This window comes from Cereibacter azotoformans (assembly GCF_021391315.1).
Lineage (GTDB): Bacteria > Pseudomonadota > Alphaproteobacteria > Rhodobacterales > Rhodobacteraceae > Cereibacter_A > Cereibacter_A azotoformans.
The window spans coordinates 2,869,786-2,886,026 of the sequence record NZ_CP090021.1; the positions used below are offsets into that span (position 1 = coordinate 2,869,786).

11 protein-coding genes and 1 pseudogene are annotated in these 16,241 nt (G+C 69.2%); 5 read left to right on the plus strand and 7 right to left on the minus strand.

Features of this window, described 5'->3' with window-relative positions:
• Window position 1: 1 nt before the first annotated feature.
• The 6 genes and pseudogenes from LV780_RS14360 to LV780_RS14385 all read right to left on the minus strand — a co-directional run bounded on the left by LV780_RS14360 (window position 2) and on the right by LV780_RS14385 (window position 8,042).
• Window positions 2–1,426: pseudogene (locus tag LV780_RS14360) on the minus strand (flagellar hook protein FlgE).
• 96 nt (window positions 1,427–1,522) lie between these two features.
• The gene (locus tag LV780_RS14365; protein ID WP_101339646.1) at window positions 1,523–2,359 is read right to left on the minus strand and encodes a flagellar motor protein MotB; all 837 of its coding nucleotides are present in this window, start codon (window positions 2,357–2,359) and stop codon (window positions 1,523–1,525) included.
• Window positions 2,360–2,434: 75 nt separating this feature from the next.
• A complete protein-coding gene (locus LV780_RS14370; protein ID WP_108220896.1) occupies window positions 2,435–3,337 on the minus strand; it encodes a hypothetical protein in 903 nt (300 codons plus the stop codon).
• 148 nt (window positions 3,338–3,485) lie between these two features.
• Window positions 3,486–5,141, minus strand: coding sequence for a S8 family serine peptidase (locus LV780_RS14375; protein WP_108220895.1), 1,656 nt, complete (start codon window positions 5,139–5,141; stop codon window positions 3,486–3,488).
• A gap of 1 nt (window position 5,142) precedes the next feature.
• Window positions 5,143–6,081: a phosphatase PAP2 family protein gene (locus LV780_RS14380; RefSeq protein WP_108220894.1), complete on the minus strand. Its 939-nt coding sequence runs from the start codon at window positions 6,079–6,081 to the stop codon at window positions 5,143–5,145.
• Between the two features lie 26 nt (window positions 6,082–6,107).
• Window positions 6,108–8,042 (minus strand): SARP family transcriptional regulator, encoded by a 1,935-nt coding sequence (locus LV780_RS14385; RefSeq protein WP_108220893.1) that lies wholly within the window; start codon window positions 8,040–8,042, stop codon window positions 6,108–6,110.
• A 115-nt stretch (window positions 8,043–8,157) separates the two neighbouring features.
• Here LV780_RS14385 and nagA point away from each other — a divergent pair, with 115 nt between their 5' ends.
• Window positions 8,158–9,291 (plus strand): N-acetylglucosamine-6-phosphate deacetylase, encoded by a 1,134-nt coding sequence (gene nagA / locus LV780_RS14390; RefSeq protein ID WP_108220892.1) that lies wholly within the window; start codon window positions 8,158–8,160, stop codon window positions 9,289–9,291.
• Here nagA and LV780_RS14395 read toward each other — a convergent pair.
• Entirely contained in the window at window positions 9,263–10,177 is a 915-nt protein-coding gene (locus tag LV780_RS14395; RefSeq protein WP_108220891.1) for a LysR family transcriptional regulator, read from the minus strand. The two genes, nagA and LV780_RS14395, sit on opposite strands and share 29 nt — an antisense overlap.
• 80 nt (window positions 10,178–10,257) lie before the next feature.
• Between LV780_RS14395 and LV780_RS14400 the strand changes: the two genes are divergently transcribed.
• The 4 genes from LV780_RS14400 (at window position 10,258) to amaB (ending at window position 16,240) form a co-directional block, all read left to right on the plus strand.
• Entirely contained in the window at window positions 10,258–11,469 is a 1,212-nt protein-coding gene (locus LV780_RS14400; protein ID WP_108220890.1) for an acyl-CoA dehydrogenase, read from the plus strand.
• A 75-nt stretch (window positions 11,470–11,544) separates the two neighbouring features.
• Window positions 11,545–13,728: a dehydrogenase E1 component subunit alpha/beta gene (locus tag LV780_RS14405; RefSeq protein ID WP_108220889.1), complete on the plus strand. Its 2,184-nt coding sequence runs from the start codon at window positions 11,545–11,547 to the stop codon at window positions 13,726–13,728.
• Window positions 13,725–14,759: an acyl carrier protein gene (locus tag LV780_RS14410; RefSeq protein WP_108220888.1), complete on the plus strand. Its 1,035-nt coding sequence runs from the start codon at window positions 13,725–13,727 to the stop codon at window positions 14,757–14,759. The genes LV780_RS14405 and LV780_RS14410 overlap by 4 nt, the downstream gene beginning before the upstream one ends.
• Entirely contained in the window at window positions 14,756–16,240 is a 1,485-nt protein-coding gene (gene amaB, locus LV780_RS14415) for an L-piperidine-6-carboxylate dehydrogenase (protein WP_108220887.1), read from the plus strand. Before LV780_RS14410 ends, amaB begins: the two co-directional genes overlap by 4 nt.
• The last annotated feature ends 1 nt before the right edge of the window (window position 16,241 follow it).

Below are 16,241 nucleotides of genomic sequence, written 5' to 3' on the forward strand. Positions count from 1 at the left end.
GTCAGCGCTTGAGGTTGGTGGTTTCCTGCAGCATTTCATCCACGGTCTGGATGATCTTTGCGTTGGAGGAATAGGCCCGCTGGGTCTGGATGAGGTTCGTCAACTCCTGCGCGACGTCTGTTGTCGAGCCCTCCCGCGCATAACCGACGACGTCACCCGTCGGGCCGTCGCCCGCATCCCAGAGATAGAACGAGCCCGAATCCGGCGAGATCGCGAAGGTCTAGTTGTTGAGCGCGGTCAGCCCGTTGTAGTTGGGCACGTCCACCAGCGGGATCTGATAGATGACCCGCGTGAATCCGGTGTCGTAGGTGGCCTTGATGAGACCTCCGGCATCGATTTCGACGCCGGTCAGGTTGCCCACCGGCGATCCGTTCTTGGTAATGCCGGTTTGGGCGAAGTCGCCCGAGACCTGCGTGAGGGCACTGGCGCTGCCCGGTCTGCCAAGCGTCAGATCAAGCGTGTTGGCCGCGCTGCCGCCCACGGCGAGCGTCACCTGGCCCGTGGCGCTGTTATAGGCGGGGGAGGCCGTGGGCGTGCCCGTTCCGTAGGGATCCACATCGAAAGACACGCCTGCAACCGGAGAGAAGGTGCTCAGCGGCTTGACGGCCGGAGACCCGGCGGGCGTGGCTCCAGAGAGATCGAGAAGCGTGCCGCCGCCACTCCGCGCGTCACTGAACTGCAACTCGTAGATCGCAATCGTCCGGTCAGAGCTGGCCGAATCCTGGATGACCATCGTCCACTTGTTGGTGGGTGAGTCCGCTGCAACCGTCGGGATCGTCGGATAGTAGCTGACCTGCAGCGTTTCGGACGTGCCGAGGTTGCCAAAATACTCGACCGCCACCGTCAGGGGAGAAGCGGACGCGCCCAGCTTGGTCCGCTCCGCAGGAAGATTGACGCCCAGATTCATCCGCGTCGTCGGGTCGGCTGCCGTCTGATTGGCCGCGATGACCACCGGCTGGAGTTGGGAGATGGAGTCGCGCGACATGGTGGGCACCGTCCCGTCAGCGTTGGCGGGCCAACCGAGCAGCACAAGACCCGTATCCGTCTTTAGAACGCCATTGGGATCCGTCTTGAACGACCCCGTACGGGTCATGAGCAGCGCGTCATTCCCCGTCGTGCTGCCCAGGGATGTCTCACGCACGACCGGCAGCATGCCGCGGCCCGAAATGGCGATGTCCATCGCATTCGAGGTCGAGACGATCGCCCCCCGCTCCTCGACCAGTCGCAGGGTGTTCGCACGGACGCCACCCGCCGAATAGGTACCCGAATTTGCCGACTGGGTGATCACCATGCTCTCGAAATCGGCGTCGGCGCGCTTGTAGCCATAGGTGCCGGAGTTCGCGATATTGTCGGCAATGCTGGCGAGCTTGGTGGCGTTGGCATAGAGTCCGGCCACTCCCGCGTTGAGCGAGGATGAGATGGTCATGGAGGAAAGCGCCTTTCTGCTGCTTCGGGCCTTGTCCTCCCGAAACTGCGCGCGGCGCCTTAACACCGGGCTAACATCAGCCCCCGACCGAAGCGCTTATCGGTCCTTTCGGAGGAGAATTACTTCAAGTCGATTGTTTCGGACCGCCATGGGATCAGGCGTGGCAGGCTTGCGATCCGCGAAGCCCGAGATCCTCTGCGTCCGTTCTCCCGGAAGTCCCGCCGATTCGATCAGTTCCCGCATCCGCTGGGCCCGGAGCGCGGACAGGTCCCAGGCCGGGTTGCGGATCAGGGTGATCGGATAGCTCCGCACATGGCCGCTCACCGCGATCCTGTTGGTGGTGATGGGCAGAACCTCGGCCAGAAGGCGCGCAATCTGCGGCAGGATCGGCGCGGGCTGATCGGTGTCGCCGAGAAAGAGCGGCACGTCCGGCAGGTCGAAGATCTCGATCACGAGCCCCTCGTCAGTGATCCGCGTCACGATATGGCGCAAGAGGCGCTCCATCGTCATGCTCTCGCCGGTGCGCGCCTTCAGCAGCTTCTCGACCTCTTCGAGGCGCGCCTGCTCTTCCGCGGCTTCGCCCGTCTCCCCGCGTTCGCCGCGTGCCTTGTTCTCGGGCGTGGCGCGTTCGTCCACAGCGCCGGTGCCCGTCTGGGTCATCGTCCGGTCGTGAAAGACGGAGTCGCCGCCGAAGGCTCCGTCGCCCCCACCGGAAACCCGGTTCATCGGGATCGTCGGATTGAAGTAATCCGCCAGACCCTTGCGCTGTTTTTCCGTCGTCGCGTTCAGCAGCCACATCAGCAGGAAGAAGGCCATCATGGCCGTCACGAAGTCGGCATAGGCAACCTTCCAGGCACCGCCATGATGCCCGCCGCCCTGCACGACCTTCTTCCGTTTGATGACGACTGGCGCGGCATTCGACTGCCCGGCCATTCCGTCCACCCGTTCCTACACACCCGGGTCCGACACTAGAGGCGTCGAATGAATGGCGCCTTAACCGGCGGGATTTTAATCGTTGGACGGGGAAGGCCGGAAGGCCAGCGCGATCCGCGTGTCGAGGCCGATGGTGGCGTAATCGGCGTGGAAGCGCCGCGCGGCGGTCCGGCTGAGCCCTGCCTCGAGCCGGATGTTCTGAAGCTCGGCCGAGGCCGACAGGCGGGCCCGTTCGACCCGCGCCCGGCTGGCGAGGAAATCCGCCAGCTCCGGCCGTGCAAGACCGCCCCCACCCGCGAGAAACAGGTCAAATCGCTGAAAGTCGCGGTTCAGGGCCTCGACGATGTCGCCGTGCCGGGCCGTCACCAGCCGGGCGGTCCGCCGGTCCAGGGCCGCCCCCACCGCACCGCTGAACGGGCAAGGCAAGAGCCCAAGGCGGCGCAGCAGCCGTGACAGGTCCGGGCTCGGGACGCGCTCCGGCTTCAGGAACAGGTCGAACCTTGCGGCGTGAGGGTTCGAGAGGACGATGCGCAGGCTCCGGTCGCGGCGAAAGGACTGGCGCAAAGCCTCGGCCTCGCGGCGGCACAGGCTGAGCACCAGCCCCTGACACTGGGTCAGCGCCTCGCGCACCTCCGGGCAGGGCCGGCGCAGATGCGCCGCGACCCGCGTCAGGGTGCCCTCGGACGGGCGGCGGACGGGCTGGATCGCCAGTTCGACCATCGCCGGAACGTCGGGGGCGCCCACGGGATCCAGCCGCACCTTCACGCCCAGCGCGTCGAGCAGCGGCCCCAGCCGCTCTGCCTGCGCAACGGGCACGGACTCGGCCAGCACGCCGCCCTCGCGGGCCAGCAACCGGCCGGCGAGGGCCCGGTCCAGCCCCAGATGCTGCACCAGAAGGCCGGCCGCAATGGAGGACCGCCGCGGCGCAGACAGGAGAGTTACACGCACTCGGCACGACGATGTCACTGTGGCAGACATGGCTTGCTCCCTGTTTCTCTGCGGTCAGCTTGCCTCCGACGGTGTGACTTCATCGTAACGGACACGTCAAACATGCGTCAAACCGCAAGATCATTGCTCCGCCGCGGACGTGCCGCTCCGCCCTGCGACAAATCCGCGGCCTGTCGGTTCAGGTCCCGGCAAGGGCGGCCGTCACGAGGGCGCCCGCGTCCGGCAGGCCGGCGCCAAAGAAGGCGGCATGACCGAGGTGATGCTCGTCGTCGGCATTCATCGTGTCGGGCGTCAGGGGACGGCAGCCCGGCTCGACCACGGACGCGGTCGAAGAGCAACGGACGAGCAGCCGCTTGATCTGCAATCCGTCGAGCGGAGCCTTGCCCGCGGCCCGGCGCGCGCGCTGCGCCAGGGCCACCAGCCCCCCGATCAGCGAGCAAGCCCCGGATGTGCCCCCGAAGGCGGTGTAGTAGCCCCCGCCCAGCCCCGGATTGCCCTGGGTGGGCATGACCGAGGACCACGGCCGAGAGCCGCTGTCATAACCGAAGACACCGGGAAGGTCGGTCGTCACCAGTTCGAGCGGGCAGAAGACATGCTCCTTGCCGGCGGCCACGGAGTAATCGTGCATCGCGATCAGCGGGTCGAAGCGGTTCAGGCGCATCTGGTGCCGGTTGTAGACGGGATAATCGTCCGCAGGCGCCACCAACGTCAGCCCCTCGCCGTAACTGGAATAGCCCGCCCGCAGCCCCTCGGCCGTCACGGCGCCAACCGCCACGATGCCGTTCGAATCGTCGGCCAGACCGGCCGGATAGATCAGCTGGCTCTCGCCGTCGTTCCCCGCGGCACAGATCACCGGAATGTGGCACGAGATGGCCTGCATCAGATGGCTGAGGATCTTCCACGGCCGGTCGGGCTGAAACCCCGGCTGCGCCGCAAAGGGATCGCCCACCCCGTTTCCAAGCACCTCCAGCCTTGCGAACAGGTCGGCCGCATGACGGCTCTTCCAGGTCTCGAGGTCGGCCTTCAGGTCCTCCTTCGGCCGCAGCGGGCCCCGCACCGGGTCGGGCAGGCCGCGCGGCAGCACGATCACATCGACCTTGTGCTGCCAGGCGTAGAGAAAGGCGTTGATGTACTGGTAGGGATCGCTCTCGAACGAGGTGCGGATCGAGATCAGGTGCGAGAAGGGGTCCACCCCGAAATAGGGCAGCAGATTGCCGTTCGGGTTGGGCTCACCCTGCGGAAAGGCCCGTTCAGGCGGAAGCGGCTCGGCCGATCCGGGCGCCACCGCGGCAGGCTCGCCCACGATCAGCCCGGCACAGGCGGTACCATGCGCCGAAAAGCTCTCGTCCCCATCCGGCAACGGGCGGGTCACGCCCCGGGACTGGCGCAGATCCTCGACCAGGGCCTCGAGGAAATCCTGCTCGTGGGACGAGAGTTGCAGCGGATGCAGCCCGTCAAGGTCCAGATCCGGGAAGAAGGCCCGCCGCCCCTCGCGCGTCCAGGGCGTGGCCTGCTCCATGGCGAGGCTCTGCGCGCCATACCGATGGGTCGTGAAATCGATCGAACGGTCGGCATCGACGCGGCTCGCGAGGTTTGGATGGGTGCGGCTGACGCCCGTGTCGATCAGGGCCACGGTCGCCGTGCCGCCCTTGATCCGGTCCCAGACCGTCGAGCGGATCCCGGGCGCGGGCACTTCGCGCAGCGCACTTTCCGAGACCGGCGGGAGCGGATCCATCAACGGGCCGAAGTCCGCGTCGATCACCTTCAGCGCCGCGAGGTGCCAGAGCCAGTAGTAACGGGGCGCAACCGGGCGCGTCATCGTCTGCCGTTCCATGTCAGTGCCACTCCGATTGGGCCGCGAGGAAGCCGGCGGCGAAGGCATCGCGCAGGTAGGGCGCGAAGCGGCGTGCCAGCTCCTTTCCCGCCAGCGTGTCGGACGGATAGTGCAGCCCCGCCCACTCCCGGTTCTCGGCCACGTTCTGCGCGATCCGCTGCAGTTCCTCGGTGGCCGGATGCTCGGGCAGGATCGCGTTGAAGGCGAACACGATGGAATGGGCCTGAAAGGCGTGGTTCGAGGGGAAGCTCTGATGCGCGGGCACCGCCAGCAGCGGCCGCAGCCGGGGCTCGACCACATTCGGCCGGTCGCGGTCGATCCGGCCCTTGTAGAGCAGCCCGACATATTCCGTGGCCTGCAGGATGTTCAGGAACAGCCCCTCGGTCGCCTCGTATCCCGCCACCTCCGAGATGCCGAGGGGGCGCAGGAACTCCTCGACCGAAAAGACGGCCTGCGCCTCGATGTCGGGCAGCCGCCGCATCCGCTCGGCGTCGCGGGCCTGCATGGCAAGCAGCACGGCCGTCTCGAGCCGTGTGAAGTCGGGCCCCGGTGGAAGGCAGATGTCGAGGCACTCCCACACGAAGCGACGCGCCACCGTGAAGGGATCGGCTTCGGGCAACTGATGCAGGCGCCGCAACTCCAGCGCGGGCATGAGGCTGGACAGCGCGGCCCCCCCGCCGCCGGTCCCCGCCATCTTGTTCTTGTTCTTGTTCTTGTTTTTATTCTTGTTCTTGTTCTTGTTCAGCGAGGACTTGTTCCGCACCGACTTGTTCAGGGCCGACAGTGCGGCCCCTCCCATCGGCACATCGCCCACGGCCGAGCCGTCGGCGCCCACCGGATGCGCGGGCCCTCCGTCCAGCGGCAGCACGCGCTCGGCGTTCACTTCATACGGATGGCGGTTCAGAAAGGCCGCCACACCCCCTCCTCCGGGTTCACACATCCCTCATCCTCCGCAAGATGTCCGGTTCAGTGCCTGCGCACGCCGGCCTTCATCAGCCCGTCCAGAAAATGCCGCCCCCCCTCGGTGTCGAGGCCGGGGTAGCCCCCCTCGCGCAACGAGGCGATCGAGAAGTTCGGCTCGACCTGCAACAGGCGCTCGAGGAACAGCCGCGCCTCGTCGGGCCGGTCGAGATGGGCGTTCGACGAGACAAGCACCCGCAGCAGCGAGTTGAAGTCCGGCCGTTCGGCCAGCGCCGACTGGCCGGCGTCGATGGCCGTCCGGTGATCGCCCGAGAAATTGCCGGTGATCGCCCGCGTCGTCTCGAAATAGTAGCGGTGCGGGCTGAAGGCCCCCAGATGCCGCGCCCAGCGCGCCATGGCCAGCGCCCGCTTCGGCTGGCCCGCATAGGCGTGCAGCATGGCGTAGAGATCCCACGCCAGCGTCTGCGCCGGATTGACCCGCAAGGACTGTTCGAACAATGCCGCCGCATAGTCGAACTCGCCGAACAGGTAGGAGTGGATATGTCCGACCAGCGCCGACACCAGCGCGTTGCCGGGCTCGAGCGCGAGCGCCCGGCGCGCGAGATGCTGCGTCTCCTCGATCAGCGGCGCATCGGCGGGGTTGAACCTCTGACCCACGCGGAAGGTGTTCAGGAAGGCCAGCCAGGCATAGCCCTGCGCCGTGGGCGTCCGGTCGAGATGCCGGCGCAGGATCTGCTCCGAACGGTCCAGATCGCCGCGCGCCAGCCGGAACATCGAGGCCACCGCAGCGGCGATGCGTCCGTCGGCCTCGGCCGCCTCTCCTCCGTGCCGGCGGAGGAAATACAGCATGGCCTCCTCCGTGGCCCGCACGATCAGCGGCATGGCGAAACTTGCCTCGGTGGCCGCTTCCCGGCGGGGCACCACCATCTCGTCTGCCCAGACCAGCCCGTTGTCCGCCGGGTTCTGCAGCACGATCCCGAGACGAAAATAGCTGACGTCCGACAGGACACGGACCTGAACGCTCAGGTGGATCAGCTCGGGCAGCCGTGCCGCGAGCGCGCCTCCGGCCAATCCCGTGTCGCCGAACCCCAGCGGCCCCATGTCCACGAGGCGCAGGTCGCCCGTCTCCATCAGCGCGCGGCGCAGCGCACGCTGCACGTCGGCCTGCAGCACCGCGGCCGCGGGATCACCGCCGAGGATGACGGGAGGCATCATCGCCACGCGCCATCCCGCCTCATCCTCCGGCCGGGCAATCCCCTGTGACGGCCCCTGCGGCGTTGCCGGGGGCGAGGTGCGCGGCACCGCCTGCGAAGCCTCGCGCCGCGCCTCGGACGGCGCGGGCCGCGGGGCCAGGTCGGCCTCGAACCCCGCCTCCTCGAGCCGGGCAAACCAGCTCTGCCGTTCGAGCGACAGCCAGTCCTCGAACTCGGGATCGCGCACGTCGATCCCCTCGAGGAAATGTTCGGTCGTCCCCGCCTCCTCTCCCCGCCGCTCGCGCGAGGCGAACTCGAGCGCATCGACCGAGACCGCCGCCAGATCGAGCGAGACGGTGTTCTTGTCGGCCGTCAGCACATGGGCCGCGCGCGGCCCCAGCGACTTGCGGATATCGAGCAGCGCCTGCCGAAGGCTCGCGGACGCCTGATCCTCGCCCCGATCGCTCCAGAGCTTGTCCCGCAGCCACACGCGCGAGCGCGAGCCGCGGGGCGCGACCGCCAGCATGGCAAGGATCGCTCGTGACTTGCGGGATTTCGGGGTCAGTTCCTCGCCGTCGGGCCCCAGCAGGGTGAAAGGCCCGAAAAGATACATCCGCAAGGCAGGAGGCACGCCCGTCATCCGGTCAACCACCACGTCGCACGACGGAGCCCCGGCATCCGTCCGATCACGACAGAGTGACCGAGGGACGAGCTTCGGTAAAGCAGTAACGAGAATGACCGGCGCGGCGGACCCACGAGCGGCGGCCGCGATGGCACAGGACAGCATCCCGTCCCTCCTTGACGACTTCGGATAGGATCCTTAGCCCCTGCGCGTGATCGAGGCGTCAAGCGAACGTCAAAGCCGGCCGCGCGCGCCACTCCTGATTTCGGAAGGGAACCCCATGCCCCTGATCCTCCGCGGCGCCAGGATCTTCGACGGGTTCTCCTTCCGCGAGGGCGCGCTCGTGCTGCGCGACGGCCAGGTGGCCGAGATCCTTCCGCCCGGCGCGGCGACGGTAGGGACGGTCGAGGAGATCGAGGGCATCCTCGCCCCCGGCCTGATCGACCTTCAGGTGAATGGCAGCGGTGGCGTCACGCTGGACGGCACGGCAACGCCCGCAACCTTCGCCCGGATCTGCGACAGCCAGGAGGCTCTGGGCGTCCTTCATGTCCTTCCCACCCTCATCACCGACCGGCCCGAAGCCGTTGCGCGCGTGATCGAGGCCGCACGGGGCGCAGCCGGCACGCCCGGCCTCCTTGGCCTCCATCTGGAGGGGCCGCACCTCGATCCTGCACGGAAGGGCGCGCACGACGGCAGCCTCATCCGCCCGATGCAAGAGGCGGACCTCGCCCTCTACCTCTCCGCCGCCCGAGCCCTGCCCCGGCTCATGCTGACCCTCTCGCCGGCTGCGGCCAGCACGCGGCAGATCGCGGCCCTCGCCGCGGCGGGCATCGTCGTGAGCCTCGGACATACCGACTGCACGATGGCCGAGGCCCGCGCCGCCTTCGCCGCGGGCGCCGCCTGCGTCACCCATCTGTTCAATGCCATGAGCGCCCTCGGTCATCGCGAGCCCGGCCTGCCGGGGGCGGCCCTCACCTCTGCGGTGTCCACGGGCCTCATTGCCGACGGCCGCCATGTCGCCCCCGAGGTGATCCGCATCGCGCTTGCCGCCAAGCCCGAGGGGCTCTTCCTCGTCTCGGACTGCATGGCGGTGGCGGGCACCGACCTCGACGAGTTCGAACTCAACGGCCGGCGCATCCTCCGCCGCGACGGCCAGCTCACGCTCGCCTCCGGCACGCTCGCCGGCGCCGACCTGACGCTGCCCGCCGCGATCCGCAACCTCGTGCGCTTCGGCGCCCCGGCCGAGCGCGCGCTGGCCATGGCGACTTCGGCCCCGGCCCGTGCGATCGGTCGCCCCGATCTCGGCCGCATCGCGCCCGGCACGCCCGCCGACCTCGTGCTCCTCACACCCGACCTGCACCCCACCGCGATCTGGCGCGCCGGCGTCAGGCGAGACCTTCCGTCTCGACCCTGAGCCAGTCGCGGAAGGCGGCAAGCGGCGGGTGGTCGCCGCGGTCCTCGGGCCAGACCAGCCAGTAGGCGTGTCGCCCCTCGACCGCCCCACCGAAGGCCGGTGCCAGCACCCCCTCGGCCAAGGCGGGCCCTGCGAGAAACTCCGGCAGAAGCGCCACGCCGATCCCGTGGATCGCCGCCTGCATCATGGTGGCGAACTGGTCGAACACCATCCCCCGCGGCACCGCCGCCGTCACCCCATGGTGCGCAAACCACCCCGTCCATCCCCGCGGCCGCGTCTCGAGCGTGAGCAGCGGCAGCGCCAGCAGGTCCGCGGCGCCCGCCACCGGATGCGCGGCAAGGAACTCCGGCGCCGCGACCGCCACCACCCCCTCGCCAAAGAGCCGCATGTGCCCGGCCCTCGGCCAGGTCGGGCTGCCGAAGTGGATCGCCGCGTCGAACTCCTCGCCCTCGAACTCGAACGGCTTCAGCCGGGTGGCGAGGTTGATCGTCACCCCCGGATGGGCCCTCAGAAACCCCGGCAGACGCGGAGCCAGCCAGTGCGTCCCGAAGGTCGGCAGGATCGCCAGCGACAGCACCCCGCCGTCCGGGTCGGAAGCGAGCCGCAGCGAGGCCCGCCCGAGAATGTCGAGCGCACGCCGCACCTCGGCCGCATAGGCCAGCGCCGCCTGCGTGGGCTTCAGCCGCTTCCGCTGCCGCTGGAAAAGCGCCACGCCCAGCTGCTCCTCGAGCCCCTGCACCAGCCGGCTCACCGTGCCCTGCGTCAGATCGAGCTCGCGCGCGGCCGCCGCCGTCGAGCCTGTCCGCGTCACCGCCTCGAAGGCCGCAAGCTGCCCCACCGGGGGCAGGTAGCGCCGCGCGAAAGCCACTTGATGCACTCCCTGCATGAACTCCGGCGAAATTAGCGTTATCCTTGGCCGGCATGAAGCGGTATCTGCCCGCAAACCGCATATCCCCGGAGGACACCATGAAGGACCTGAAGGCCAAGGATGCCCCCGATCTCGGCCGCTTCGACTGGGAGGACCCCTTCCGCATGGAGCTTCAGCTTTCGGAAGAAGAGCGGATGCTCCGCGACGGCGCCCGCGCCTACGCGCAGGAGCGGCTGATGCCCCGCGTGACCGCCGCCTACCGCGAGGAAGAGACCGATCCCGCCATCTTCCGCGAGATGGGCGAGATGGGCCTGCTCGGCGCCACCGTGCCCGAGGAATACGGCGGTCTCGGCGCCTCCTACGTCTCCTACGGCCTCATCGCGCGCGAGATCGAGCGGGTGGATTCGGGCTACCGCTCGATGATGTCGGTGCAATCCTCGCTCGTGATGTATCCGATCTACGCCTACGGCTCCGAGGAACAGCGCCGCCGCTACCTGCCCGGTCTCGCGACGGGCGCGCTCATCGGCTGCTTCGGCCTGACCGAACCCGACGCGGGCTCCGACCCGGCCGGCATGAAGACCACGGCCCGCAAGACCGCCACGGGCTATGTCCTGAACGGCTCGAAGATGTGGATCTCGAACGCACCCATCGCCGATGTCTTCGTCGTCTGGGCCAAGTCCGAGGCACACGGCGGCAAGATCCGCGGCTTCGTGCTCGAGAAGGGGATGAAGGGCCTCTCGGCGCCGAAGATCGGCGGAAAGCTCTCCTTGCGCGCCTCGATCACCGGCGAGATCGTGATGGACAGCGTGGAGGTCGGCGAGGAGGCGCTCCTGCCCGGCGTCGAGGGGCTCAAGGGTCCGTTCGGCTGCCTCAACCGCGCCCGCTACGGCATCAGCTGGGGTGTGCTCGGCGCGGCCGAGGCCTGTCTCCACGCCGCGCGCCAGTATGGGCTCGACCGCAAGCAATTCGGCCGCCCGCTGGCCCGGACCCAGCTCTACCAGCTCAAGCTCGCCAACATGATGACCGACATCTCGCTGGGCGCGCAGGCCAGCCTCCGCGTTGGCCGGCTGCTGGACGAGGCCAACGCCGCGCCCGAAATGATCTCCATCGTCAAGCGCAACAACTGCGGCAAGGCGCTCGAGGCCGCGCGCCACGCCCGCGACATGCACGGCGGCAATGGCATCCAGGAAGATTTCCACGTCATGCGCCACATGGCCAACCTCGAGACGGTCAACACCTACGAGGGCACGCACGACGTCCATGCCCTCATCCTCGGCCGCGCGATCACCGGGCTGCAAGCCTTCTTCTGACGTTCATTCTGGCACAAATATCCCCGCCGGAGGCTCCGACCGTTCCCCAAAGCCTCCGCCGGACGGAAAGGCCCCATGCCCCGCTCCCTGATCGTCCACGAGAATTTCCTGTCCCGCGTGAAGGCCCGCGACCTGCCGGCGGGCGCCCCACCCACACCGGGCCTCGCGCCGCACGAGATGGTGGCGCTCTTTCGCAGCCAGTGCCTGTCACGCGCGCTCGACCGGACCAGCCGGGCGATGCAGAAGGCGGGGCAGGGCTTCTACACGATCGGCTCCTCGGGGCACGAGGGGATGGCGGCCGTAGCCCATGCGCTGCGTCCCTCCGACATGGCGTTCCTGCATTACCGTGACGCGGCCTTCCAGATCGCCCGCGCGGCGCAGCTCGGCCAGAGCATCGCCCGGGACATGCTCCTGTCCTTCGCCTCCTCCTCCGAGGATCCGATCTCGGGCGGGCGCCACAAGGTGCTGGGCTCGAAGGCGCTCGCCATTCCGCCCCAGACCTCGACCATCGCAAGCCACCTGCCGAAAGCGGTGGGCGCCGCCTACTCGCTGGGCCTCGCGCGGCGCCGCCCGCCGGAACACCGCTCGCTGCCCGTGGATGCGCTGGTGATGGCGAGCTTCGGCGACGCCTCGGCCAACCATTCCACCGCGCAAGGCGCCTTCAACACCGCGGGCTGGACCGCCTTCCAGTCGGTGCCGCTGCCGCTCCTCTTCGTCTGCGAGGACAACGGCATCGGCATCTCGACCAAGACCCCTCGCGGCTGGATCGAGGCGAGCTTCCGCGCCCGCCCCGGCCTGCGCTATTTCCGCGCCGACGGGCTTGACATTACAGAGACCTACGCCGTGGCGGCCGAGGCCGCGGACTATGTCCGCAGCCGCCGCAAGCCCGCCTTCCTGCACCTCAGAACCGTCCGCCTCTATGGCCACGCCGGGGCGGACCTGCCCACCACCTACCTGAGCCGCGAGGAGGTCGAGGCCGAGGAGGCCAACGATCCGCTCCTGCACTCCGTCCGGCTGATGGCGGACGCGGGTGCGCTGACCCCCGACGAGGCGCTCGCGATCTATCTCGAGACGCAGGAGCGGGTGGACCGTGTGGCCGCCGAGGCCGTCACCCGGCCGCGCCTGAAGACGGCCGCTGACGTGATGGCGAGCCTGATCCCCCCGCCGCGGCCCTGCGCGCCCACCAACGGCCCCTCGTCCGGGGCCCGCGCCGCGGCCTTCGGCGCCGACCTCAAGGCGATGGCCGAGCCGCAGCCGATGAGCCGCCTCATCAACTGGGCGCTTACCGACCTCATGCTCGCGCACCCCGAAATCGTGCTGATGGGCGAGGATGTGGGCCGCAAGGGCGGGGTCTATGGCGTGACCCAGAAGCTCCAGACCCGCTTCGGCTGCGATCGGGTGATCGACACGCTGCTCGACGAACAGTCGATCCTCGGCCTCGGGATCGGCATGGCCCACAACGGCTTCCTGCCCATCCCCGAGATCCAGTTCCTCGCCTATCTCCACAACGCCGAGGACCAGATCCGCGGCGAGGCGGCCACCCTGCCCTTCTTCTCGAACGGACAATACACCAACCCGATGGTCCTCAGGATCGCGGGGCTCGGCTACCAGAAAGGCTTCGGCGGCCATTTCCACAATGACAATTCCATCGCCGTCCTGCGCGACATTCCGGGGCTGATCCTCGCCTGCCCCTCGGACGGGGCCGAGGCCGCGATGATGCTGCGCGAATGCGTGCGGCTCGCGCGCGAGGAGCAGCGGCTGGTGGTCTTCCTGGAACCCATCGCCCTCTATCCGATGCGCGATCTGACGGAGGAGAAGGACGGGGGCTGGATGCGGACCTATCCCGACCGGTCGCGGCGCATCCCCTTTGGTGAGATCGGGTGCCACGGCGAGGGTCAGGATCTGGCCATCGTGACCTTCGGCAACGGCATGTATCTGTCGCAGCAGGCGAATTTCACGCTTCGCGAAAATGGAGTGGCCGCACGGATCCTCGATCTGCGCTGGCTGGCGCCCCTGCCGCTCGAGGCGATGCTCGAGGCCACGCGCGACTGCCGCGCCGTCCTCGTGGTGGACGAATGCCGCCGCTCGGCCGGCGGCCCGGCCGAGGCGCTGATGACGGCCTTGGCCGAGGCGGGCCGCACCCGCATCGCCCGCGTCACCGCCGAGGACAGTTTCATCGCCACCGGCCCCGCCTATGCCGCCACCCTGCCCTCGGCCGCCGGCATCGCCGAAGCCGCGCTTGCGCTGGTGCGGACATGAGGGTCGTCGTCGTCTGCCCCGGCCGCGGCACCTACACCAAGGCCGAACTGGGCTCGCTCGGCCGGCTCCATCCCGACAAGGCTGCGCTCTTCGCCCGGTTCGACGCCCGGCGCCGGGCCGAGGGCCAGGAGACGCTGGCCGATCTCGACGGGGCCGCCAGCTATTCCGTGGCGCGGCACACGAGGGGCGACAACGCCTCGGCGCTGATCTACGCCGCGAGCTACGCGGACTTCCTGTCACTGGCGGGCGTCGAGGTGGTGGCCGTCACCGGCAACTCGATGGGCTGGTACACGGCGCTGGCCTGCGGTGGCGCACTCTCGGCCGAGGATGGCTTCCACGTCGTCAACACGATGGGCGCTCTGATGCAGGAGGCGCTGATCGGCGGCCAGATCGTCCATCCGGCGATGGGCGAGGACTGGCGGCCGGATCCCGCCCGCCGCGCGCAACTGCTGGAGAAGGTGGCCGAGATCGACGCCCGCCCGGGGCGCATCCTCGGCCTCTCCATCGCGCTCGGAGGGATGCTCGTGCTGGCGGGCAATGCGGAGGGCCTTGCCGATTTCGAGGCCGAGGTGCCGCCCGAGCAGGGCCGTTTCCCGATGCGGCTGGCCAATCACGCGGCCTTCCACACCGCCCTTCAGGCGCCGGTCGCCGCGCGCGGGCAGGCGGCGCTGCCCGAGAGCCTGTTCCGACAGCCCGGACGGCCGCTGATCGACGGGCGCGGCGCGGTCTGGTGGCCCAAGGCCACCGACGTGGCCGCGTTGCGCGGCTACACGCTCGGCCATCAGGTCACGGAGCCCTACGACTTCACCCGCGCCATCACGGTGGCTGCCCACGAGTTCGCGCCCGACGCCTTCGTGGTGCTCGGCCCCGGCACGACATTGGGCGGCGCCGTCGCCCAGAGCTTGATCCTCGCCGATTGGCGCGGGATGAAGGACCGCAAGGATTTCCAGACCCGGCAGACCGAGAGCCCTCTCCTCATCGCAATGGGGCGCGAGGACCAGCGCGGGCTCGTCACAGGAGGACCCACATGACAGATCTGTTCAACGCCCTCGGCATCGCGGATGACGCAACGGGAGGGAGCCTGTCCGTCCGGTCCCCCATCGACGGAGCCGAGATCGGCCGCGTCCGCACCACCGATCCCGCCGCGATGGAGGGCATGATCCTCAGGGCGCAGGAGGCGTTCCGCGTCTGGCGCGAGGTGCCCGCCCCCCGTCGCGGCGAGTTGGTGCGCCTGCTGGGCGAGGAGCTGCGGGCGGCCAAGGCCGACCTCGGCGCCCTCGTCACGCTCGAGGCGGGCAAGATCACCTCGGAGGGCCTTGGCGAGGTGCAGGAGATGATCGACATCTGCGACTTTGCCGTGGGCCTGTCGCGGCAGCTCTATGGCCTGACGATCGCCTCCGAGCGGCCGGGCCACCGGATGATGGAGACGTGGCACCCGATGGGGCCCTGCGCGGTCATCTCGGCCTTCAACTTCCCGGTCGCCGTCTGGTCGTGGAACGCGGCGCTGGCGCTCGTCTGCGGCAACCCGGTGATCTGGAAGCCGTCGGAAAAGACGCCGCTGACCGCCATCGCCTCGATGAAGATCCTCGGGCGGGCCTTGGCGCGCTTCGGGGATGCGCCCGAGGGGCTGGTGCAGCTGGCGATCGGGGGCCCAGAGATCGGCGAGACGCTCGTGGCGTCGAGCGCGATCCCGATCGTCTCGGCCACCGGCTCGACCCGGATGGGACGGATCGTCGGGCCCAGGGTGGCGGCCCGCTTCGGCCGCCCGATCCTCGAGCTGGGCGGCAACAACGCGATGATCGTGGCGCCCTCGGCCGATCTCGACATGGCGGTGCGCGCCATCGTCTTCTCGGCGGTGGGCACGGCCGGGCAACGCTGCACCTCGCTCCGGCGGCTGATCGTGCACCATTCGGTGCGCGACGAGCTGGTGGGGCGGCTGGTCAAGGCCTACGGCTCGCTGAGGATCGGCGATCCGCGCGCGGAGGGAACCCTCGTCGGCCCGCTGATCGACACGGCCTCGCGCGACCGGATGGTGGCGGCGCTCGACCGGGCGCGGGCCGAAGGCGGCACCGTCCACGGCGGCCAGGTGGTCGAGGGTGTGCCGGGGGGCGCCTACATCCAGCCCGCGCTGGTCGAGATGCCCGCCCAGACCGGCGTCGTCTGCGAGGAAACCTTTGCGCCCATCCTTTATATCATGGGCTACGAGACGCTGGATGAGGCCATCGCGCTGCAGAACGCCGTGCCGCAGGGCCTGTCCTCCTGCATCTTCACGCTGAACCTGCGCGAGGCCGAGGCCTTCGTCTCGGCGGCAGGGTCCGACTGCGGGATCGCCAACGTGAACATCGGCCCTTCGGGCGCCGAGATCGGCGGGGCCTTCGGCGGCGAGAAGGAAACGGGCGGCGGGCGCGAGAGCGGGTCGGACGCCTGGCGCGGCTACATGCGGCGGCAGACGAACACGATCAACTGGTCGTCGGCGCTGCCGCTGGCCCAGGGGGTCAGGTTCGACATCTGAC

Bases quoted from the DNA above. Each gene is read 5' to 3' on its own strand.
- LV780_RS14365 (WP_101339646.1), bottom strand. From the start codon at position 2,359: ATGGCCGGGCAGTCGAATGCCGCGCCAGTCGTCATCAAACGGAAGAAG.
- LV780_RS14370 (WP_108220896.1), bottom strand. From the start codon at position 3,337: ATGTCTGCCACAGTGACATCGTCGTGCCGAGTGCGTGTAACTCTCCTG.
- LV780_RS14375 (WP_108220895.1), bottom strand. From the start codon at position 5,141: ATGGAACGGCAGACGATGACGCGCCCGGTTGCGCCCCGTTACTACTGG.
- LV780_RS14380 (WP_108220894.1), bottom strand. From the start codon at position 6,081: ATGTGTGAACCCGGAGGAGGGGGTGTGGCGGCCTTTCTGAACCGCCAT.
- LV780_RS14385 (WP_108220893.1), bottom strand. From the start codon at position 8,042: ATGCTGTCCTGTGCCATCGCGGCCGCCGCTCGTGGGTCCGCCGCGCCG.
- nagA (WP_108220892.1), top strand. From the start codon at position 8,158: ATGCCCCTGATCCTCCGCGGCGCCAGGATCTTCGACGGGTTCTCCTTC.
- LV780_RS14395 (WP_108220891.1), bottom strand. From the start codon at position 10,177: ATGCAGGGAGTGCATCAAGTGGCTTTCGCGCGGCGCTACCTGCCCCCG.
- LV780_RS14400 (WP_108220890.1), top strand. From the start codon at position 10,258: ATGAAGGACCTGAAGGCCAAGGATGCCCCCGATCTCGGCCGCTTCGAC.
- LV780_RS14405 (WP_108220889.1), top strand. From the start codon at position 11,545: ATGCCCCGCTCCCTGATCGTCCACGAGAATTTCCTGTCCCGCGTGAAG.
- LV780_RS14410 (WP_108220888.1), top strand. From the start codon at position 13,725: ATGAGGGTCGTCGTCGTCTGCCCCGGCCGCGGCACCTACACCAAGGCC.
- amaB (WP_108220887.1), top strand. From the start codon at position 14,756: ATGACAGATCTGTTCAACGCCCTCGGCATCGCGGATGACGCAACGGGA.